Source organism: Actinotalea soli (assembly GCF_017565425.1).
Classification (GTDB): domain Bacteria; phylum Actinomycetota; class Actinomycetes; order Actinomycetales; family Cellulomonadaceae; genus Actinotalea; species Actinotalea soli.
In genome coordinates, this window is the sequence record NZ_JAGEMK010000005.1 from 232,499 (window position 1) to 250,555 (window position 18,057).

Below are 18,057 nucleotides of genomic sequence, written 5' to 3' on the forward strand. Positions count from 1 at the left end.
CGGGCGGTCCCTCCGGCCGACGGGACGACCGTAGTCGCTGGCTAGGGTGGCGGCATGAGCGCACCGCCCCAGGTCTCGGCCACCTTCGACCCCACCGTCTGGCGCGAGGTCGAAGGCTTCGAGGGCCTGACCGACCTGACCTACCACCGTGGCGTCCGACGCTCCGAGGACGGCCAGCGGGACCTGCCGGTGGTGCGCGTGGCCTTCGACCGCCCCGAGGTCCGCAACGCCTTCCGCCCGCACACGGTCGACGAGCTCTACCGCGTCCTGGACCACGCCCGGATGAGCTCGGACGTCGGCACGGTGCTCCTCGCGGGGAACGGCCCGAGCCCCAAGGACGGCGGCTGGGCCTTCTGCTCGGGCGGGGACCAGCGCATCCGCGGACGCGACGGCTACCGGTACACCGACTCCCCCGACGGGGTGGGGGCCGACCGGATCGACCCCGCGCGGGCCGGGCGGCTGCACATCCTCGAGGTGCAGCGCCTCATCCGCACCATGCCCAAGGTGGTCATCGCCGTGGTGGACGGCTGGGCCGCGGGCGGGGGGCACTCCCTGCACGTCGTGGCGGACCTCTCGGTGGCCTGCCGTCAGCACGGCCGCTTCAAGCAGACCGACGCCGACGTCGGCTCCTTCGACGGCGGGTACGGCTCGGCGTACCTGGCCCGGCAGGTCGGGCAGAAGCGAGCCCGGGAGATCTTCTTCCTGGCCCGCGAGTACTCGGCCGAGGACGCCGAGCGGTGGGGGGCCGTCAACGAGGTGGCCGACCACGAGGACCTCGAGGCCCTGGCCGTCGAGTACGCCCTGACCATCGCCGGCAAGTCGCCCCAGGCGGTGCGGATGCTGAAGTTCGCCTTCAACCTGGCCGACGACGGGCTCATGGGCCAGCAGGTCTTCGCCGGGGAGGCGACCCGCCTGGCCTACATGACCGACGAGGCCGTCGAGGGACGCGACGCCTTCCTCGAGCGCCGGGCGCCGGACTGGTCGGGCTTCCCGTACCACGTCTGACGGGTCGGCCCGGGGCCCCGGTGCAGGTCAGGTGCTGCTGAGCAGCCAGACGCCGAGGTCGACCATGTCGCGCAGGGCCAGGGCCCCGACCCACAGGGTGCCGAAGAGCAGGGCGACCGCGACGGCCACCGGCACGGCCGTCCGCAACCGGTCGCGGGTGATCTGGTCGGGTCGGCCACGGTCGTCGTGGACGGGGCCGGGAGCAGTGATCTGAGCCATGGCACGAGCCTGCCGCGCGGACCCCGTGCTGCGGATCCACCTCACGGCTCGACCCTCGGCCCCGCTGCTCCCCCGCAGGTCTCATCCCGAGGGGCGGCCCTCATCCCCTGGTCGTACCCGGGTGGCCCGGGACGCCGCCGTCAGCCGACGGTGAGCGACCCCTTGCCCTCGGGGACGAGCTCGACCCAGGTGTTGCCCGGGGCGAGCAGCAGCGGGTCGCCGTCGGCGTCGACCAGCTGGAGCGGGGCGTCGATCGCCTCCTTGGTCCACCTGCCCTCGACGGTGCTGCCGCCGGTGGCCACGACCGCGGGCCCCTCCCCGACGAGGTCGTAGGTGGGGACCGCGGCGCCGCCCTGGGCCCCGTACGGCGAGTTCGGGTGCGGCGCGGTGATCGCGACCACGTTGACCGCGCTGAGCCGGTCCCCGCCCGAGGCGAGCGAGGCCACCGTTCCCTCCGAGCGCTGCCAGGTGCCCGTGGCCCCGTCCCAGGCCCACGACGGGCTCGCCTGGGCGGACAGCCGCAGGCTCAGGGTGGTGGCCGCCGAGCCGTCGACCACGGCGCTCGCCTTCTCGGCGCTGCGGGCGAAGGCGAACTGCTCCTCGGGGGAGGCCGCGTGCTCGGCGTCGGCCGCCGCCATGAAGGTCTCGACCGAGCCGTAGACGTTGTGCGGGGCGGAGCGTCCGCTCACACGGAACATGCCTCCGGTGCCCTCGTCGTGGCTCAAGGACTGCACCCCGCTCGACTGCACCTCGGCGAGGATGCCCGGCTGGCCCCCGGAGTACGCGATGAGGCCGTTGAGCGGTGCGACGATCAACGGGTCCATCGGTCGCACCGAACGGATCGGGCCGACCTCCTGGGGGACCTGCGAGTGGAAGACGGCGACCAGGCGCGAGACCTCGAACTCGACGATCGTCTCCCACACGACGTCGGCCTGGTCCAGGCCGGACTGCGGGCGCGCCGTGGCGGTGTTCTCGACCTTGACCGCGACCGCCGGCCGCTCGGGCACCTCGTCGACCTCGACCCCGGTCAGGGGCCAGACGGTCGGGACGTCCGGCGCCGGCGGGGCGCCCCGGGACGGGTCGACCGTCGGGGTCATGGTGACCGGGGCCGGGGCCTCGGGAGCGGGGGCCGAGCAGGCGGCGAGCCCGACCATGACGGCGGTCGCCAGGGAGAGCGCGGCGCCGCGGGGGCGTCGGGCGAGCCTGCGCGGGGCGGCCGGGCGCGGCACGGTGCTCAGGGTGGTCGAACGGCCCACTGGGGTACTCCTCCTCGTGCCGACGGGGGTCGGCTGCGGCGACCGACCTGGGGTCGGTGGACGGCACCGACCCGCGGATCGGCAGGATTACTGTACGGCGCGCCTAGGCTGGGACGGTGCACCGACCGCTGCTCCCGCTGCCGGTGGGCCCCACCGACCACGCCCTCGCCTCCGGGCTGCTCGGGCACGTGCACCGTGCCCTCGAGGGCACCGGACCCGCGATCGACCTGATGGGCCAGCCGTCCGCGACGGCGCCGGCCCCCGTGCCGGGAGCCGGCGGGGCCCCCGCCGAGGTGCCCGACGAGGTGGCCCTCGTGGTCCGCACCTCGGGCTCGACGGGGCTCCCGCGCGGGGTGATGCTCGACGCCGCGGCGCTGCGGGCCTCGGCCGAGGCCACGCACGCCCGCCTCGGCGGGCCCGGACGCTGGCTCCTCGCCCTCCCCCCGGCCCACGTCGCCGGGGTGCAGGTCCTGGTGCGCTCGGCCGTGGCCGGGCTGGACCCTCTCGTCCTGCCGGCGGGCCAGGGCTTCGACCCGGACGCCCTCGCCGCCGTCGTGCGCTCGGCCCCCGGCGACGCCCCCCTGTACACCGCCCTGGTGCCGACCCAGCTGCACCGCGTGCTCAGCGCCGGCGCCCCGACCCTGGACGCCCTGAGCCGCCTCGACGCGGTGCTGGTCGGAGGGGCCGCGACACCACCGGCTCTCGTCGAGGCCGCCCGCGAGCATGGCCTGCCCCTGGTCCTGACCTACGGCATGACCGAGACCTGCGGCGGCTGCGTCTACGACGGGCTCCCCCTCGACGGGGTCGAGGTGACCGTCGACCAGGACGGGATCCGCCTCGCGGGGCCGGTGCTCGCCCGCGGGTACCTGGGACGCCCCGACCTCGACGCCGCCGCCTTCACCACGGCAGCGGGCCGTCGCTGGTTCCGCACCCGGGACCTCGGCCTCCTCGACGGGGGACGTCTCACGGTGCTCGGCCGCTCGGACGACGTCCTGGTCACCGGCGGGCTCAAGGTCGCCCCTGCTGCGGTCGAGGCCGCGCTCGCCGGGGTGCCCGGGGTCGGCGAGGTCTGCGTGGTGGGGGTCCCTGACACCGAGTGGGGCCAGGCGGTGACCGCCGTCGTCGTGCCCCGGCCGGGTAGCCCTGCCCCCGAGCTGGCCGCGCTGCGCCGCGCCGCGCGTACCCTGGGGGTCGCCGCCGCGCCACGCCACCTGGTGCTGGTCGACGCCCTCGCGCAGCGCGGTCCGGGCAAGGTCGACCGCGCCGAGGTCGCCCGCGAGGCGGCCGCTGCCCTGGCCCGCACCCCCCGGACGGAGAACCATGACGACGCTGGCTGAGTGGGTCGAAGGCGCCCGACCGCGGACCCTGCCCGCGGCCGTGGCCCCGGTGCTCGTCGGCACGGGGGCGGCAGCCCAGCTGGGCCTGGCCTCGCCGGTGCGCGCCCTGCTGGCCGCCGGGGTGGCCCTGGCCCTGCAGGTCGGCGTCAACTACGCGAACGACTACTCCGACGGGATCCGCGGCACGGACACCGACCGGGTCGGTCCGCTGCGGCTGACCGCCTCGGGCACGGCCCCCGCGGCCGCCGTCAGGCGGGCCGCCTTCGCCGCCTTCGGGGTCGGGGCCCTCCTGGGCCTGGGCCTGGTGGGCCTGAGCGGTCAGTGGTGGCTGCTCGCCGTCGGCGCGGTCGCGATCATCGCCGCGTGGTCCTACACCGGGGGGCGGTCGCCGTACGGGTACCGCGGCCTCGGCGAGGTCGGCGTCTTCGTGTTCTTCGGCCTGGTGGCCGTGCTGGGCACCACCTACACCCAGGCCGGGCGCGTCTCGTGGCTCGCCGTCGCCGGCGCGGTGGGCATCGGGCTCCTGGCCTGCGCCCTGCTCATGGTCAACAACCTGCGGGACATCCCCACCGACGTCCTCGTCGGCAAGCGCACCCTGGCCGTGCGCCTGGGCGAGCACCGGTCACGTCGGGTGTACGCGGCCTTCGTCGTCCTGCCGCTGCTGCTCGCCGTCGCCTGCGCCCCCGTCGCCCCGTGGGCCCTGCTCGTCCTGCTCCTCGTGGTGCCCGCCGGGTTGCTCGTCGGGACCGTCCTGCTCGGCGCCCGCGGGGTGCTGCTCAAGCCGGTGCTCGCCGGCACCGGGCTGCTCGAGCTCGGCTACGGGATCCTGCTGGGGGTCGGCCTCGCGATGTGAGGCCTCGACCTCGGCGTCCTCGGCGTCGGCGTCCCCCTGGACCTCGGCCGAGAAGCGCTCCCCGGACTCGCGACGGCGCTCTGCCCGGGCCTCGAGCCAGCGCGCGGCCTCGTCCCGCGGCCCCTTGAGGAAGAGGTACGACAACGCCCAGGCCACGACGGTCGCCGCGACGACGAGGAGCCAGCCCCCGAGCCTCGCCCACCAGAGCACGAGCAGGGCCGCGCCGAAGAGGCCGAGGCGGAGGGCGGAGTACACGACCACAGGCATCCCCCCAGGGTAGGCGCCCTGGCCGGTGCCACGCGCCGGCGGCACTTAGGCTGGGGAGATGCTCCGCGCCATGGTCTACGTCATCCCGATCGCCCTGGCGATCTACGCGCTGATCGACCTCTCCCGGTCCCAGGTGGTCGAGCGCAACGGGCTGCCCGTCCCGGCATGGGTCGCCGTGATCGTGCTGCTGCCCGTGATCGGACCGGTCGTGTGGATCCTGCTCAGCCGTCAGCGGCGACGCGAGCAGGGCGCCGCCCGTCCGCCCGCCCCGGGCCGCCCTCCCGGCCCCGGGCGTCCCCGGCCCCGCCGGTCGGGCCCCGTGGCCCCCGACGACGACCCGGACTTCCTGTGGCGGCTCGAGCAGGAGCGCCGTCGCCAGCGTGCACGGGACCGGGACAGCAGCGGCGAGGCCGGCACCGAGGAGGGCACGACGACGGAGGACGACGGGGACACCACCGAGCGCTGAGGAGCCCGCCGGTCACCGTCCGGCCTCGGGCCGGCACCCAGGCGCCGGGGCCCGTCACGCCTGGACCTGTCACGCCTGGGCCTGTCAGAGCCCGCTGTAGCTGTGCAGCCCCTGGAAGAACAGGTTGACCCCGGTGAAGTTGAAGATCACCGTCGCGTAGCCGACCAGGACGAACCACGCCGCGCGGCGCCCGGACCAGCCGCGCGTGGTGCGGGCGTGCAGGTAGGCCGCGTAGACCACCCACACCACGAAGCTCCAGACCTCCTTGGGGTCCCAGCCCCAGTACCGGCCCCAGGCGTGCTCGGCCCAGACCGCCCCGGCCATGATCGTGAAGGTCCACAGCACGAAGCCCACGGCGTTGATCCGGAAGGAGAGCGCCTCGAGGTCCCGGGTGGAGGGCAGGGCGTCGAGCAGACGCCAGCGCGCCGCGGAGAGCCGCGCCGATCCCCGGTCCCGCGAGTCCTTGAGCAGCTGCAGCGCGCTCGCGGCGAAGGAGACGGTGAGCAGTCCCGTGGCGATCGTCGCGATCGAGACGTGGATGACCAGCCAGTAGCTCTGCAGGGCCGGCTCGACGGCGTCCGCCGGCACGTAGAAGGCCGCGAGGCCGACGCCCAGGGCGATCAGCACGAGGCCGACCACGAGGCTGCCGAGGAAGCGCACGTCCCGTCGCCGGCACAGGGCCAGGAAGGTCGCGACCGCGACCAGGGTGCCCACGAGGGTGAACTCGTACATGTTGGCCCACGGCACCCGGCCCGCGGCGATGCCGCGCAGCACCGCGGCGAGCACGTGCAGGCCGAGGCCCAGGGTGGTGGTGGCCATGGCGACGCCCACAGCTCGGCGCGAGCGTCCGGGGCCGCCGGCAGCCTCGGGGCCGTCGTCGCCGCTCGGGCCTGCGAGGTCGGCCGAGGTGGTGCCCACGGGGGTGGCGACCGGGGTCATCGTCGTCGTGCCCGCAGCTCCTGCGCCGGCCGCGACGGTGTCCCCCGCGGCTGCGGCCTGCCCTCGCCCGCCGAGGGCTTCGGCGGGGCGGGCCAGGCCGTCGGCCAGCCGCGCGAGGTCGATCGAGAAGGCCACGAGCGCGATCGCGTAGGCCGTGACCGCCCCCCACGCGAGGAGGGTGCTCAGCTCACCGGTGCCCATCGTCCTACCTTCCGTCCAGTGCTCGCACGGCGTCCATGACCCGGTCGAGCTCGCCGTCGAGGCCCAGGTCGTCGCCGCGTGCGAGGGCGGCGCCGTCGACCACTGTACGACCGTCCTGCTCGGTGACCCGGAGCCAGAGCCGTCGCCGCGGTGTGAAGAGGGACACCGAGAGGCCGACGAGGGCTGCGATCGAGAAGGCGAGGATCCACGGCAGGGCAGGGTCGTACCGAAGGTCCACCGCCATGAAGCGGGGCAGTCCGTCCCAGGTCAGGGTGCCGAGCCCGCCGGGCAGCTCCACGGTCTCCCCCAGCCCGACCAGGATCGTCGTCGGGGTGCCGTCCTCCTCGAGGACCTGGGTCATCTCCGTCGTCTCGAGCTCGTAGACGTTCTGGGGCACGCCGTCGTCGAGGCCCAGGTCCCCGCTCCAGACGGTCAGGACGAGCAGCGGGTCGAAGGGCTGGGGGTAGACCGACCGGGCGCCCGACTCGGTGACCTCGGCCGTGGGCAGCAGGTACCCGACCAGGCCCACCTGCTCCCCGGTCGAGACGTCGGGGACCTTGACCACCCCGCGGGACAGGTACTGCGCGTCCTCGGGCACGAAGGGCACGGTCCCCGCGAAGGCGAGCTCCCCGGCCGCGTCGTGCACCGTGAGCTCGGGGGCGTAGCCGTTGCCCATGAGGTAGACCTTGGCCCCACCGACCGTGAGCGGGTGGTTGACCCGGATGGAGGTGACGCTCTCCTCGGCCCCCGGCTCGGTGACCGTGACGTCGGCGACGAAGTCCCGCGGGCTCGCGGCCGCGTCGGTGGTGAACTCGGCCGTGAACTCGTCCAGGGTCAGGGTGAAGGGGACCAGGGAGCGCGGGTCGAAGGCGGTGCCCGCCTCGAAGGTGTCGTAGTCGGTCACGGCGTTGGCGAAGCCCCGCCCCTCGACCACCAGGGCCTGCCCGCGGTAGTGCAGCATCTGCCCGGTGGCGACCGAGACGAGGATCCCCAGCAGGGCCAGGTGGAACAGCAGGTTGCCGCTCTCACGCAGGTAGCCACGCTCGGCCGCGACCGTCCGCGCGCCACCGGCCTCGACCGCGTCGTCGACCCGGAACCGCGGCAGCAGGCCGACCGAGCCGGTCAGGGACCGCCGGGCCGCGCCCACGACCTCCTCGGGGGCGGCGTCGACGACCGCGCTCCCGCGGGCCGGGAACCTGTCGAACCGCCGTGGCGTGCGCGGGGGCCGGGCCCGCACGGCGCGCAGGTGGACGCGGGTGCGCGGCACGATGCAGCCCACGAGGGACACGAACAGCAGGATGTAGACCGCCGAGAACCACACCGAGGCGTAGACGTCGAAGAAGCCCAGCCGGTCGAGCCAGGGGGCCAGCCCGGGGTTGTCCGCCAGGTAGCGCGCGACGGCGGCGGGGTCCTGCGGGCGCTGCGGGAGCACCGAGCCGGGCACGGCCACGACGGCGAGGAGCATGAGCAGCATCAGCGCGACCCGCATGCTCGTCAGCTGGCGCCAGGTCCAGCGCAGGGTGCCGACGAAGCCCAGACGGGGCAGCGCCACGGGGGTGGCGGCCCCGGGCTCGGTCTCGGCGTACGGGCCACCCGCGTGCCCGTCAGGACGGTAGTCCTCGGACATCACACCACCGTCCGGAAGCCGCCGATGAGCCCTTGCAGGGACTGGGTCCACGCCCCCCAGATCCCTGACACCAGGGCCAGACCGACCAGCACCAGCACCCCGCCGCCGATCCGCATGATCGTCACCCGGTGCCTGCGCAGGAAGCCCAGGGCCCCGGCCGAGCGCTCGAAGCCCAGCGCGATCAGCAGGAAGGGCAGGCCCAGGCCCACGCAGTAGGCGACCGAGAGCACCGCCCCGCGCCCCGCGGAGGCCTCGTCGAGGGCCAGGGTGTAGACCGCGACGAGGGTCGGGCCGATGCACGGCGCCCAGCCGAGCCCGAAGACCACCCCGAGCACCGGGGCCCCCCACAGCCCGGCGGTCGGCGCGAGGTGCAGGCGCCGCTCGCGCTGGGCGAAGGGGATCCACCCGAGGAAGACCAGGCCCATGAGGACGACGACGAGCCCGAGCACCCGGGTCAGCACGTCGCTCCACTGGTTCACGGCCGCCCCGAGGGACCCGGCCAGCACGCCGAACAGCACGAAGACCACCGTGAAACCCGCGACGAACAGACCCACCCCCGCGAGCATGCGCCACCGCCCGACGGCGGCCAGCCCGCCCGGCGATCCCGGCCGGGCCCCCCCGGCCATGCCGGTCACGTAGCCGAGGTAGCCCGGGACGAGGGGCAGCACGCAGGGTGAGGCGAAGGAGACCAGCCCGGCGATCAGCGCGAACGGGATCGCGAGCAGCATCGAGCCGCTCAGCACCGTCTGCTGGAAGGTGTCGGCCAGACCGAGGATCACGCGGTGCCGGCCTGCTCGTCGAGGGCGTCGTCGACCAGGGCACGCAGGGTGCTGCCGTCGACCTGGCCGAGGACCCGGGCGTAGACGTTGCCCTCCCGGTCCAGGACCACCGTCGTGGGGACAGCCTGGATCGGCACCGTGCCCTGGAGCGCGGCGACCGCGGCCCCTCGGGTGTCCTCCAGGCTCGGGTACGGCACGTCGAAGGTGCGCTCGAAGGACTGCGCCGCCCCTGCGGCGTCGGTCGAGTTGATGCCCAGCAGGTGCACGCCCCGGTCGGCGTAGTCGTTGGCCAGCTCGACCAGGTCGGGGGCCTCGGCCCGGCAGGGCGGGCACTCGGCGTACCAGGTGTTCAGCACGACGACGTCGCCGCGCCAGTCCGCGACCGCGATCTCCTGGCCGTCGTAGTCCGTGCCGGTGACCTCGACGGGTCCGGTCCGGTCGCCGGCCTCCCAGGTGGTGACCGAGCTGTCCCCCGAGACGTACCCCGCCTGGGCGCCGCCCTCGGTCCAGCCGCCCCCCACGCCTGAGGAGCAGGCCGAGAGGGTCAGGGCCAGGAGGCCCGCGCCGACGGCTGCACCGATCCGCACGGTCATGCCCCCGGCACGGTCGGGCCGTCGGGCAGCAGGTCCCCGGCCGGCTCGCTGTAGGTGATGCCCTTCAGGCTGCTGCCGTCGAAGTGGAGGCTCGTGAGGGAGGCGACCGAGCACTCGCGGCGGCGCGGGTCGTGCCACAGGCGCTTGCCCTCGAGGGCCTGACGGGTGACCCAGATCGGCAGCTGGTGGCTCACGATGACAGCCTCGTGGCCCTGCGCGGCCTCGCGGGCGGCGTGGACCCCGGCGAGCATCCTCGCGACCTGCTTCCGGTAGGGCTCTCCCCAGGAGGGCCGCAGCGGGTTCCACAGGTAGCGCCAGTGCGCGGGGCGGCGCAGCGACCCGTCCCCCACCCCGAAGGTCATGCCCTCGAAGTGGTTCTCGGCCTCGAGCAGGCGCTCGTCGGTCGCGAGCTCGAGCCCGAACGCGGCGGCGACGGGGGTCGCGGTCTCCTGGGCGCGCTGCAGCGGCGAGGCGACGACGTGCACGACGTCGCGGCGCGGCTGCCCGGCAGGTCCGGTACCGGAGAGGTGGGCGGCGATGCGCTCAGCCATCGCGACGCCGCGCTCGGAGAGCCGGTAGCCGGGGATCCGGCCGTAGAGGACGCCCTCGGGGTTGTGCACCTCGCCGTGGCGCATGAGGTGGACGGTCGTGGTGGCCATGGCACCAGTCTCGCTCACCCCGGCGCGTGGTCCCTCATCGCGCAGGTCGTGGGCCTGGCAGGCTCATGCGGAGGGCTGGCCCTTGCAGTCCCCCTCGATGCCGGCGGGGCCGCGCACGACGGCGGCCATGGCCTCGCCGAGCACCGCGAACTGCTCGTCGGTGAGCAGGTCGAGCAGGTGTGCCCGCACGGCGCGGACATGGCCCGGAGCGGCGTCGCGGAGCAGGTCGAACCCCTCGTCGGTCATCACGCAGTTCACGCCCCGGCCGTCGGCCGAGCAGGTACGCCGCTCGACCAGCCCGCGCCGCTCGAGCCGGGTGACGGTGTGCGTGAGGCGGCTGCGCGAGAACACCAGGGCGTCCGCGAGCTCGGACATCCGCACGGTGCGCCCGGGGACCTCCGAGAGCCGCACGAGGATCTCGTACTCGCTCAGCGAGAGGCCCGCCTCGGCCTCGAGCTGACGGGTCAGGGCCTCGTTGAGCCGAGCGCTGCCGAGCAGGTAGGCGCGCCAGTGCACCTGCTGCGCGGGGGTGAGCCAGCGGGGCTCGGCGTCGGCCTCGGGGGTGGCCTCGTCGTGGCGGCTGCTCGTGCTCGTCATGGTCCCAGTCTCCTTCATGCGCGGCCCCTGGCATGGGACCCGTGGTCAGCGGGCGGCACCTGCCCGCGCCGAGGCTCCCGGGCCAGGGGGGTTGCATCCCGTGGACGAGTGTAGTAGAAATCTCAACTACACGTTGCTTGAGCGTTCAACCACACGGCCCACCGCGGGTCTGTCACCAAGGGAGCCACCATGAGCACCACCACCACCGCCCTGCCCGCCGGCCTCACGAGCGGCACCTGGGCCGTCGACGCCTCGCACTCCGAGGCCTCCTTCTCCGTCCGCCACGCCGGGATCGCCAAGGTCCGCGGCACCGTCGCCATCACCGAGGGCACCATCCTCGTGGGCGAGGACCTCACGGTCACCTCGGTCACCGCCGCCCTCGACGCGACCACGATCGACACCCGCGACGCCAACCGCGACGGCCACCTCAAGAGCGCCGACTTCTTCGACGTCGAGAACCACCCCACCTGGACCTTCGCCTCGACCACGATCACCGCCGACGGCGAGGACTACGCCATCGAGGGCGACCTCACCATCCACGGCGTGACCCGCCCGGTCACCCTCAAGACCGAGTTCGGCGGCACCGCGACCGACCCCTTCGGCAACGCCCGCGCCGGCTACTCGGCCTCGACCGAGATCTCCCGCAAGGACTTCGGCCTCACCTGGAACGCCGCCCTCGAGACCGGCGGCGTGCTGGTCGGCGACACCGTCAAGATCGCCATCGAGATCTCGGCCATCAAGCAGGCCTGAGCTCCCCCAGACTCCGTGGCCGTAGCCCCCTGCCGCCACGGGGCGCACGCCGCCGGCACCCTCGGGTGCCGGCGGCGTCGTGCTGTCTGCGCTCAGCCGCGCAGGGCGGCCTTGCGCTGCTCGTGGAAGGCCAGGATCTGCAGCTCGGTCCCGAGGTCCACCGACCGCAGGTCGACCCCCTCGGGCACCTGGAGCACCCGCGGCACGAAGGTCAGGATGCCCGTGACCCCCGCCTCGACCAGCCGGTCGCACACCTCCTGCGCGACCGCCGAGGGGATCGCCAGGACGGCGACCGTGGCCTCCTCCCGCCGGACGACCTCCTCGAGCCCGGCGACGTCCTCGACCTCGAGCCCTGCGACGACCGTCCCGATCACCGTCGGGTCGGCGTCGACCAGGGCCGCCACCCGGAACCCCTGCCCCGTCCCGGCCACGTAGTTGGCGAGCGCGTGCCCGAGGTTGCCGACCCCGACGATCACCACGGCGAGGTCCGCCGTGACCCCCAGGGCGGTGGCCACCTGCTCGCCGAGGTGCTCGACGTCGTACCCGACCCCGCGCACGCCGTGAGACCCGAGGAAGGACAGGTCCCGACGCAGCTGGGCGGGCCCGACCCCGGCGAGCTCGGCCAGCTGGCCCGAGGAGGTGGTCGTCACCCCCTGCGCGGTCAGCTCCTCGAGGGCGCGCAGGTAGATCGGCAGCCGCGCGACGGTCGAGCGCGGCACGGGACGTGGGGTCATGCCGGTCCGGCCAGCGCCCGACGCACCCGGGCCGCGTCGATCCGCCAGTACCCCTGCTGCACCCCGTCCACCGTGACCACCGGGACCAGCTCGCCGTAGAGCTCGGCCAGCCGTTCGGCGTCCTCGTGCTGGTCGATGTCGACCTCGCACCAGCCCGTGCCCAGCTCGGCGGTCACCTCGGCGAGCACCACCCGGGCCTCGGCGCACAGGTGGCAGCCGGTGCGGACGTAGAGAACCAGCCGATCAGCCCGGACTCCTGCGTCGCGCTCCATAGGTCCAACCCTACGGGGATGGTTACAGTGACGACGTGGCCGAGCCGAACCCCAGCCAGAGCGGCGTGCCCGTCGAGGTCTCGGCCCGAGCAGCGGTCGAGGCGACGCACGCCGTACCGCCCCCTGCCCGCACCGCCGCCTTCTTCGACCTGGACAACACGATCATCCGGGGTGCCAGCGCCTTCCACCTGGCCGTGGGTCTGCGCCGACGCGGGTTCTTCGGGACGTGGGACCTGGTGAGCTTCGGCTTCCACCAGTCCCGCTACCTGCTCTTCGGCGAGAGTCTCCGGCAGATCGACACCGTGCGCTCTCGTGCGCTGTCGATCGTCGCGGGCCGCTCGGTGGCCGAGATCACCGCGATCGGCGAGGAGGTCTGGGACGAGGTCCTCTCGCTGCGGATCTTCCCGGGCACCCAGGCCCTGCTGCACGAGCACCTCGAGGCCGGGCACCAGGTGTGGATCATCACCGCGAGCCCGGTCGAGATCGGCGAGCTCATCGGCCGACGCCTCGGCGTGACCGGGGCGCTGGGCACGGTCGCCGAGCACGTCGACGGCTTCTACACCGGCAGGCTCGTCGGGGACATGATGCACGGCCGGGCCAAGGCCGAGGCGATCGCCGAGCTCGCCCGGGTCGAGGGCCTCGACCTCGAGACCTGCTACGCCTACGGCGACTCGACCCACGACGTGCCGATCCTCTCGGCCGTCGGCCACCCCGTCGCGATCAACCCTGACGGCCGCCTGCGTCGCCACGCCCAGGCCGTCGGCTGGCCGGCTCGTGAGTTCCGCGGCCGGCGGCGCGCCGCCGCCCGACGCAGCATGCACGCGGCCAGCTTCGCGGGGCTGGCCTGGGTCGCAGGGCTCGTCCTGCGCGCGGCGCGGCGGGGCCTGCGGGGCTGAGGAGCCGCCTCAGCCCTCCGCCTCGACCCGGACCGTGGGCCAGCCGTCCTGCCAGTCGATCTCGTGGATCGCGAGCCGGAACTGCCCACCGTGCCGCGCGTCGTAGTAGTGGAAGGCCAGGTGGTCCCGCGAGACCGACTGCCCGCCGGGGCCGACCATCCACCCCTGGGTCTCGAGCAGCTGCGTCCCGCCGTCCTCGAGCATCGGGCGGCCCTCGGCGTCGACGTACGGGCCGGTGACCTCGCGCGAGCGCCCGACGACGGCGTTGTACGTGCTGTCCGTCCCGCGGCAGCAGGAGTCCTTGGAGACGAACAGGTAGTACCAGCCGTCACGCTCGACGAGGTACGGGGCCTCGATCGCGTTGGGCGGCACCCCGCGTGAGGCGATGGTGACGGGCTCGGCGGCCGGGTCGGCCGGCATGCCCTCGGGCCACGTCAGCTCGATCATCTGGATGCCGCCCCAGAAGGACCCGAAGGCCATCCACGGAGTGCCCTCGGCGTCCTCGACGATGCCCGGGTCGATCGCGTTCCAGTCGTCCCGGCCCGGCTCGGAGGAGATGACCTCCCCCTGGTCGACCCAGCCGTACTCCGGGTCCTCGGGGTCGAGGGTCGTGGCGGTGTAGAGGCCGATCGCCGACCTGTTGGAGCCGAAGGTCGACGCCGAGTAGTAGAGGTAGAAGGTGCCGTCGTGCTGGTAGACCTCCGGCGCCCAGAAGTTCTCGACCCCCGGGACGGCCTCGTCGGTCCAGGCCGGCCGGTTCTCCTCCTCCCAGACGAATCCCGCGTCGGCCCAGGTACGCCCGGCGTCCAGCGAGCGCCGGACCTGGACCGCACCGTCCCCGCGGGTGTGGTCCCCCGTGGACAGGACGAACCAGGGCTCCTCCCCCGTGCCGGCGACGAGGGCGGGGTCGTGCACGTCGAGGTCGCCGCTGAGCTCCAGCGCCGTCGGCCCGCGGTCGGCCCGGCCGGGCCCGAGGACCAGGACGAGACCGACCAGGACGAGGACCGCCAGGGCCGCCGTCGCCACGAGGAGGAGGCGACGGCGGTCCCGGCGGGGGCCCGCGACGGCGTCGGTCACGCGCCGGCGCGGTCGCCGGTGGCCAGGCGCAGCACCGACCACGACACCGGCGGCAGCTCGAGCCGGACGACGTCCCCGTCACGGGTGGCCGTGACCGGCCGTGGGGCCAGGGAGGTGTCGTCCTCGACCGTCGAGCGGGCGTAGGGGTCGTCCCCGGCCATCGTCAGGGCCTCGACCACCTCGGCCCCGCCGAAGGCACGCAGGTCGAGCTCGACGGTCACGGACTCGCTGGTCGACCGGTTGACCAGGAAGGCCGCCACCGCGCCGGTCTCGGCGTCGTGGGTGGCCACCGCGTCGACCAGGGGGGTGTCGCCGTAGGTCGCGGTCTGGTGGCTCGGTGTCGCGAGCTCGACCCGCAGCACCTCCCCCACGGCGTACCGCGAGGTCAGCGCGAAGGGGTGGTACGTCGTCTGCTTCCAGATGCGCCCACCCGGCTCGGTCATGATCGGGGCGATCACGTTGACGAGCTGGGCCAGGCTCGCGGAGAGCACACGGTCCGAGTGCCGCAGCAGGGAGATGAGCAGGTTCCCCACCACGACGGCGTCGGCGAGGTTGTAGTGGTCCTCGAGCAGCGGCGGGGCCACCGGCCAGCTGTCCTTCGGGGGCACCGAGGGCGCGGCGTCCTGGTACCAGACGTTCCACTCGTCGAAGGAGATGCCGATCCGCTTGGTCGAGCGGTTGACCGCGCGCACCGCGTCCGCCGTCGCGACCACGTCGTCGATGAAGGCGTCCATGTTGAGGGCCGAGGCGAGGAAGCTGGCGAGGTCGCCGTCCTTCTCGAAGTAGTACGCGTGGGCCGAGATCAGGTCGACGTGCTCGTAGGCCTCGGTGAGGACGGTGCGCTCCCACTCGCCGAAGGTGGGCATCGCCGAGCTCGAGCTGCCGCAGGCCACGAGCTCGAGCCCGGGGTCCACCATCCGCATCGCACGCGCGGTCTCGGCCGCGACCCGCCCGTACTCGGCGGCCGTCTTGTGACCGATCTGCCACGGGCCGTCCATCTCGTTGCCCAGGCACCACATGCGGATGCCGTAGGGGTCGGCCGCTCCGTTCTTGCGTCGCAGGTCCGACCACGCGGTCCCGCCCTCGACGTTGCAGTACTCGAGGAGGTCGAGGGCCTCCTGCACGCCCCGGGTGCCGAGGTTGACGGCCATCATCGGCTCGACGTCGGCCTTGGCGCACCACCGCATGAACTCGTCCACGCCCACGGTGTTGGGCTCGGTGCTGTGCCAGGCGAGGTCGAGCCGGGCGGGGCGCTCCTCGACCGGGCCGATGCCGTCCTCCCAGCGGTACCCCGAGACGAAGTTCCCGCCCGGGTAGCGCACGGTGCTGATGCCGAGCTCGCGGACGTGCTCGATGACGTCCCCGCGGAAGCCGTCCTCGTCGGCGGTCGGGTGGCCCGGGTCGTGGATGCCGGTGTAGACGCACCGGCCGAGGTGCTCGACGAAGGTGCCGAAGGTCCGGCGTCGCACGGGGGCCACCGTGAAGGCCGGGTCGAGGGTCACGCGGGCATGAGGCATCGAGGTCTCCTGGTCAGGATCGGTGAGAGGTGGTGGGCGCCCGTCGGGCGCAGGCTGGGCGAGGCCGCTCGAGGGCTACTTGAGGGCGCCGAGGGCGAGCCCGCCCTGCCAGTACCGCTGCAGGGCGAGGAAGGCGATGATCAGGGGCAGGATCGAGACGAAGGCACCCGTGACGATGAGGTTCCACACCTGCTCGCCCCCGGCCCCGGCGTTCGACAGGGACTGCCAGCTGTCCAGGCCGACGGTGATCGGCAGGAGGTTCGGGCTGCGCAGCATCGCCAGGGCGAGGAAGTAGTTGTTCCAGGTCGCCACGACGGACAGCAGCAGCACCGTGACGATCGCCGGGCGGAGCAGCGGCAGGGCGACCTGGACGAAGAGCCGCAGCTCCCCCGCGCCGTCCACGCGGCCCGCGTCGAGCAGCTCGTCGGGGACGACGTCCTGGGCGTAGACCCGGATCAGGTACACCCCGAGCGGGCTCAGCAGGGACGGCAGGATGACGGCCCACCGGGTGTTGACCAGCTGGAACTCGCTGAGCAGGACGAAGGTCGGGATGACCAGGGCCGTGAGCGGCACCATGACCGAGCCGAGCAGGAGCGCGAAGGAGGCGTTCCTGCCGCGGAACCGGTACTTGGCGAAGCCGTACCCGGCCAGCACCGCGAAGGCCGTCGCCCCCACGCCGGCCGACAGCGCGTAGAGGAAGGAGTTCCCCAACCAGGTCCAGTAGATGCCGCCCTGGTGAGTGCTCAGGTCCCGGATGTTCTGGATGAGGTGGAACTCGTCGTCGAACCAGAGCGGCCCGCCGGTCCCCGTGAAGAGCCCGGAGTTGCTCTTGGTGCTCGCGACCATGAGCCACCACAGCGGGGTGATGAAGTAGAGGACCAGGGCCAGGAGGAACAGGTGCGAGCCGATCCGAGAACGGACGGGCCCCCCGGTCTTCTGGGGTCGGTACGTGGTCGTGGTCTGCGGGGCCGCGGCACTGCCGCCGGCGGTCGTGATGCCCATCACTTGAGTCCGCTCTGCTTGCGCGTCAGGTGCAGGAAGACGTACGAGAAGATGAAGACGACGACTCCGAGGGCGAAGGCGATCGTCGAGGCGTAGTTGAACTGGCTGTAGGCGAAGGCCAGCGAGAACGCGTACATGTTGGGCGTGTAGTCCGCCGGGATCGCCCCAGGTGCCACACCACGCAGGATCGCGGGCTCGGTGAAGAACTGGAGCGTGCCGATCAGCGAGAAGATCACCACCATGACCAGGGCCGAGGAGATCATCGGCACCTTGATGCGGGTCGCGATCTGGAAGCCCGAGGCTCCGTCGATCCGGGCGGCCTCGTAGATGCTCGTCTCGATGCCGCGCAGGGCCGCGAAGATGATGATCATGTAGTAGCCGGCCCACTGCCAGGTCACGATGTTGACCAGGCTGCCGAAGATCAGGCTCTCGGACAGGAAGCGTGGTGCGTCAGCTCCGAAGAGCCCGAAGATGTCCGCCGCCGGGCCGAACCGCGGGCTGTAGAGGAAGCCCCACATGAGCGCGCCGATCATGCCCGGGATCGCGTACGGGGCGAAGATCATCAGCCGGGAGAACTTCGACAGACGGGTCGCCAGGGTGTCGAGGACCAGCGCCGCCACCAGGGCGACGGTGATCTGGATCGGGACCATCACGAGGACGAACCGCCCGACCCGGAGCAACCCCTCGAGGAAGATCGGGTCCGAGAAGGCCCGCGAGTAGTTCGCCAGCCCGGTGAAGGACTCACCGCCGGCCAGGGTCTTGGTGTGCAGGCTCATCCACAGCGCGTACAGCAGCGGGGCGGCCAGGAAGACCAGGAACACCACCGCGAACGGTGCGATGAAGAACCAGCCCCACCGCTGCCGCTTGGCATCCATGTGGCTGCCGCCGCGAGCAGGAGCAGCGCGTCGCTGCCTGGTCGCGGCACGGGCGGTCACCGTCTGTGTGGTCATCGTCGACTCCAGGGAGAAGGTCGGGGGTCCGGCCGGACGGCGGTGCGGGCACCGCCGTCCG

20 protein-coding genes and 1 pseudogene are annotated in these 18,057 nt (G+C 73.5%); 6 read left to right on the plus strand and 15 right to left on the minus strand.

From position 1 onward, the window contains the following. Positions 1 to 54: 54 nt before the first annotated feature. Positions 55 to 1,005: a 1,4-dihydroxy-2-naphthoyl-CoA synthase gene (locus J4G33_RS11555; protein WP_208056116.1), complete on the plus strand. Its 951-nt coding sequence runs from the start codon at positions 55 to 57 to the stop codon at positions 1,003 to 1,005. Positions 1,006 to 1,032: 27 nt separating this feature from the next. Here the strand turns inward: J4G33_RS11555 and J4G33_RS11560 are convergent, their stop codons facing one another. Then, positions 1,033 to 1,224 (minus strand): hypothetical protein, encoded by a 192-nt coding sequence (locus tag J4G33_RS11560; protein ID WP_208056117.1) that lies wholly within the window; start codon positions 1,222 to 1,224, stop codon positions 1,033 to 1,035. A 140-nt stretch (positions 1,225 to 1,364) separates the two neighbouring features. Then, positions 1,365 to 2,480, minus strand: a complete 1,116-nt coding sequence (locus J4G33_RS11565) for a DUF3048 domain-containing protein (RefSeq protein WP_307793863.1) — start codon at positions 2,478 to 2,480, stop codon at positions 1,365 to 1,367. Between the two features lie 116 nt (positions 2,481 to 2,596). Between J4G33_RS11565 and menE the strand changes: the two genes are divergently transcribed. Continuing rightward, entirely contained in the window at positions 2,597 to 3,817 is a 1,221-nt protein-coding gene (gene menE, locus J4G33_RS11570) for an o-succinylbenzoate--CoA ligase (protein ID WP_208056118.1), read from the plus strand. Then, on the plus strand, positions 3,801 to 4,670 hold the full coding sequence (locus tag J4G33_RS11575; RefSeq protein WP_208056119.1) for a 1,4-dihydroxy-2-naphthoate polyprenyltransferase: 870 nt from the start codon (positions 3,801 to 3,803) through the stop codon (positions 4,668 to 4,670). The genes menE and J4G33_RS11575 overlap by 17 nt, the downstream gene beginning before the upstream one ends. Positions 4,671 to 4,754: 84 nt before the next feature. Here J4G33_RS11575 and J4G33_RS17195 read toward each other — a convergent pair. Further along, positions 4,755 to 4,937: pseudogene (locus tag J4G33_RS17195) on the minus strand (DUF4229 domain-containing protein); the annotation flags it as partial. 58 nt (positions 4,938 to 4,995) lie between these two features. On the opposite strand from J4G33_RS17195, the gene J4G33_RS11585 reads away from it, so the two are divergent. Continuing rightward, complete coding sequence (locus J4G33_RS11585; RefSeq protein ID WP_208056120.1) at positions 4,996 to 5,403, plus strand: PLD nuclease N-terminal domain-containing protein; 408 nt, start codon at positions 4,996 to 4,998, stop codon at positions 5,401 to 5,403. Between the two features lie 84 nt (positions 5,404 to 5,487). On the opposite strand, the gene ccsB is transcribed toward J4G33_RS11585, so the two are convergent. The 6 genes from ccsB to J4G33_RS11615 form a co-directional block, all read right to left on the minus strand. Continuing rightward, entirely contained in the window at positions 5,488 to 6,543 is a 1,056-nt protein-coding gene (gene ccsB / locus J4G33_RS11590; protein WP_208056121.1) for a c-type cytochrome biogenesis protein CcsB, read from the minus strand. Positions 6,544 to 6,547: 4 nt separating this feature from the next. Then, positions 6,548 to 8,170: a cytochrome c biogenesis protein ResB gene (resB, locus tag J4G33_RS11595; protein ID WP_208056122.1), complete on the minus strand. Its 1,623-nt coding sequence runs from the start codon at positions 8,168 to 8,170 to the stop codon at positions 6,548 to 6,550. Continuing rightward, on the minus strand, positions 8,170 to 8,898 hold the full coding sequence (locus J4G33_RS11600) for a cytochrome c biogenesis CcdA family protein (protein WP_208056148.1): 729 nt from the start codon (positions 8,896 to 8,898) through the stop codon (positions 8,170 to 8,172). The genes resB and J4G33_RS11600 overlap by 1 nt, the downstream gene beginning before the upstream one ends. Before the next feature lie 47 nt (positions 8,899 to 8,945). Next, positions 8,946 to 9,542 carry a TlpA family protein disulfide reductase gene (locus J4G33_RS11605; protein ID WP_208056123.1) on the minus strand — a complete coding sequence of 199 codons (597 nt, stop codon included), beginning with the start codon at positions 9,540 to 9,542 and terminating at the stop codon, positions 8,946 to 8,948. After that, the gene (locus J4G33_RS11610) at positions 9,539 to 10,201 is read right to left on the minus strand and encodes a histidine phosphatase family protein (protein WP_208056124.1); all 663 of its coding nucleotides are present in this window, start codon (positions 10,199 to 10,201) and stop codon (positions 9,539 to 9,541) included. The genes J4G33_RS11605 and J4G33_RS11610 overlap by 4 nt, the downstream gene beginning before the upstream one ends. A 63-nt stretch (positions 10,202 to 10,264) precedes the next feature. After that, complete coding sequence (locus J4G33_RS11615; RefSeq protein WP_208056125.1) at positions 10,265 to 10,798, minus strand: MarR family winged helix-turn-helix transcriptional regulator; 534 nt, start codon at positions 10,796 to 10,798, stop codon at positions 10,265 to 10,267. Between the two features lie 189 nt (positions 10,799 to 10,987). On the opposite strand from J4G33_RS11615, the gene J4G33_RS11620 reads away from it, so the two are divergent. Beyond that, positions 10,988 to 11,548, plus strand: a complete 561-nt coding sequence (locus J4G33_RS11620) for a YceI family protein (RefSeq protein ID WP_208056126.1) — start codon at positions 10,988 to 10,990, stop codon at positions 11,546 to 11,548. A gap of 92 nt (positions 11,549 to 11,640) precedes the next feature. On the opposite strand, the gene J4G33_RS11625 is transcribed toward J4G33_RS11620, so the two are convergent. Continuing rightward, the gene (locus tag J4G33_RS11625) at positions 11,641 to 12,282 is read right to left on the minus strand and encodes a redox-sensing transcriptional repressor Rex (protein ID WP_208056127.1); all 642 of its coding nucleotides are present in this window, start codon (positions 12,280 to 12,282) and stop codon (positions 11,641 to 11,643) included. Next, on the minus strand, positions 12,279 to 12,554 hold the full coding sequence (locus tag J4G33_RS11630) for a glutaredoxin family protein (protein ID WP_208056128.1): 276 nt from the start codon (positions 12,552 to 12,554) through the stop codon (positions 12,279 to 12,281). Before J4G33_RS11630 ends, J4G33_RS11625 begins: the two co-directional genes overlap by 4 nt. A gap of 35 nt (positions 12,555 to 12,589) precedes the next feature. On the opposite strand from J4G33_RS11630, the gene J4G33_RS11635 reads away from it, so the two are divergent. Then, the gene (locus J4G33_RS11635; protein ID WP_307793864.1) at positions 12,590 to 13,450 is read left to right on the plus strand and encodes an HAD family hydrolase; all 861 of its coding nucleotides are present in this window, start codon (positions 12,590 to 12,592) and stop codon (positions 13,448 to 13,450) included. A gap of 9 nt (positions 13,451 to 13,459) precedes the next feature. Here the strand turns inward: J4G33_RS11635 and J4G33_RS11640 are convergent, their stop codons facing one another. From J4G33_RS11640 to J4G33_RS11655, 4 genes are all read right to left on the minus strand, one after another. Then, a complete protein-coding gene (locus J4G33_RS11640; protein ID WP_208056129.1) occupies positions 13,460 to 14,527 on the minus strand; it encodes an arabinan endo-1,5-alpha-L-arabinosidase in 1,068 nt (355 codons plus the stop codon). Next, on the minus strand, positions 14,524 to 16,044 hold the full coding sequence (arfA, locus tag J4G33_RS11645) for an arabinosylfuranosidase ArfA (RefSeq protein WP_208056130.1): 1,521 nt from the start codon (positions 16,042 to 16,044) through the stop codon (positions 14,524 to 14,526). Before arfA ends, J4G33_RS11640 begins: the two co-directional genes overlap by 4 nt. 75 nt (positions 16,045 to 16,119) lie before the next feature. Further along, positions 16,120 to 17,046, minus strand: a complete 927-nt coding sequence (locus J4G33_RS11650) for a carbohydrate ABC transporter permease (protein ID WP_208056131.1) — start codon at positions 17,044 to 17,046, stop codon at positions 16,120 to 16,122. Beyond that, positions 17,046 to 17,996, minus strand: a complete 951-nt coding sequence (locus J4G33_RS11655) for a carbohydrate ABC transporter permease (protein WP_208056132.1) — start codon at positions 17,994 to 17,996, stop codon at positions 17,046 to 17,048. The genes J4G33_RS11650 and J4G33_RS11655 overlap by 1 nt, the downstream gene beginning before the upstream one ends. Positions 17,997 to 18,057: the final 61 nt, after the last annotated feature.

Bases quoted from the DNA above. Each gene is read 5' to 3' on its own strand.
- J4G33_RS11610 (WP_208056124.1), bottom strand. From the start codon at position 10,201: ATGGCCACCACGACCGTCCACCTCATGCGCCACGGCGAGGTGCACAAC.
- J4G33_RS11655 (WP_208056132.1), bottom strand. From the start codon at position 17,996: ATGACCACACAGACGGTGACCGCCCGTGCCGCGACCAGGCAGCGACGC.
- arfA (WP_208056130.1), bottom strand. From the start codon at position 16,044: ATGCCTCATGCCCGCGTGACCCTCGACCCGGCCTTCACGGTGGCCCCC.
- J4G33_RS11600 (WP_208056148.1), bottom strand. From the start codon at position 8,898: ATGCTGCTCGCGATCCCGTTCGCGCTGATCGCCGGGCTGGTCTCCTTC.
- J4G33_RS11650 (WP_208056131.1), bottom strand. From the start codon at position 17,046: ATGGGCATCACGACCGCCGGCGGCAGTGCCGCGGCCCCGCAGACCACG.
- J4G33_RS11620 (WP_208056126.1), top strand. From the start codon at position 10,988: ATGAGCACCACCACCACCGCCCTGCCCGCCGGCCTCACGAGCGGCACC.
- J4G33_RS11560 (WP_208056117.1), bottom strand. From the start codon at position 1,224: ATGGCTCAGATCACTGCTCCCGGCCCCGTCCACGACGACCGTGGCCGA.
- J4G33_RS11605 (WP_208056123.1), bottom strand. From the start codon at position 9,542: ATGACCGTGCGGATCGGTGCAGCCGTCGGCGCGGGCCTCCTGGCCCTG.
- J4G33_RS11555 (WP_208056116.1), top strand. From the start codon at position 55: ATGAGCGCACCGCCCCAGGTCTCGGCCACCTTCGACCCCACCGTCTGG.
- J4G33_RS11575 (WP_208056119.1), top strand. From the start codon at position 3,801: ATGACGACGCTGGCTGAGTGGGTCGAAGGCGCCCGACCGCGGACCCTG.
- J4G33_RS11630 (WP_208056128.1), bottom strand. From the start codon at position 12,554: ATGGAGCGCGACGCAGGAGTCCGGGCTGATCGGCTGGTTCTCTACGTC.
- ccsB (WP_208056121.1), bottom strand. From the start codon at position 6,543: ATGGGCACCGGTGAGCTGAGCACCCTCCTCGCGTGGGGGGCGGTCACG.
- J4G33_RS11615 (WP_208056125.1), bottom strand. From the start codon at position 10,798: ATGACGAGCACGAGCAGCCGCCACGACGAGGCCACCCCCGAGGCCGAC.
- J4G33_RS11625 (WP_208056127.1), bottom strand. From the start codon at position 12,282: ATGACCCCACGTCCCGTGCCGCGCTCGACCGTCGCGCGGCTGCCGATC.
- J4G33_RS11585 (WP_208056120.1), top strand. From the start codon at position 4,996: ATGCTCCGCGCCATGGTCTACGTCATCCCGATCGCCCTGGCGATCTAC.
- resB (WP_208056122.1), bottom strand. From the start codon at position 8,170: ATGTCCGAGGACTACCGTCCTGACGGGCACGCGGGTGGCCCGTACGCC.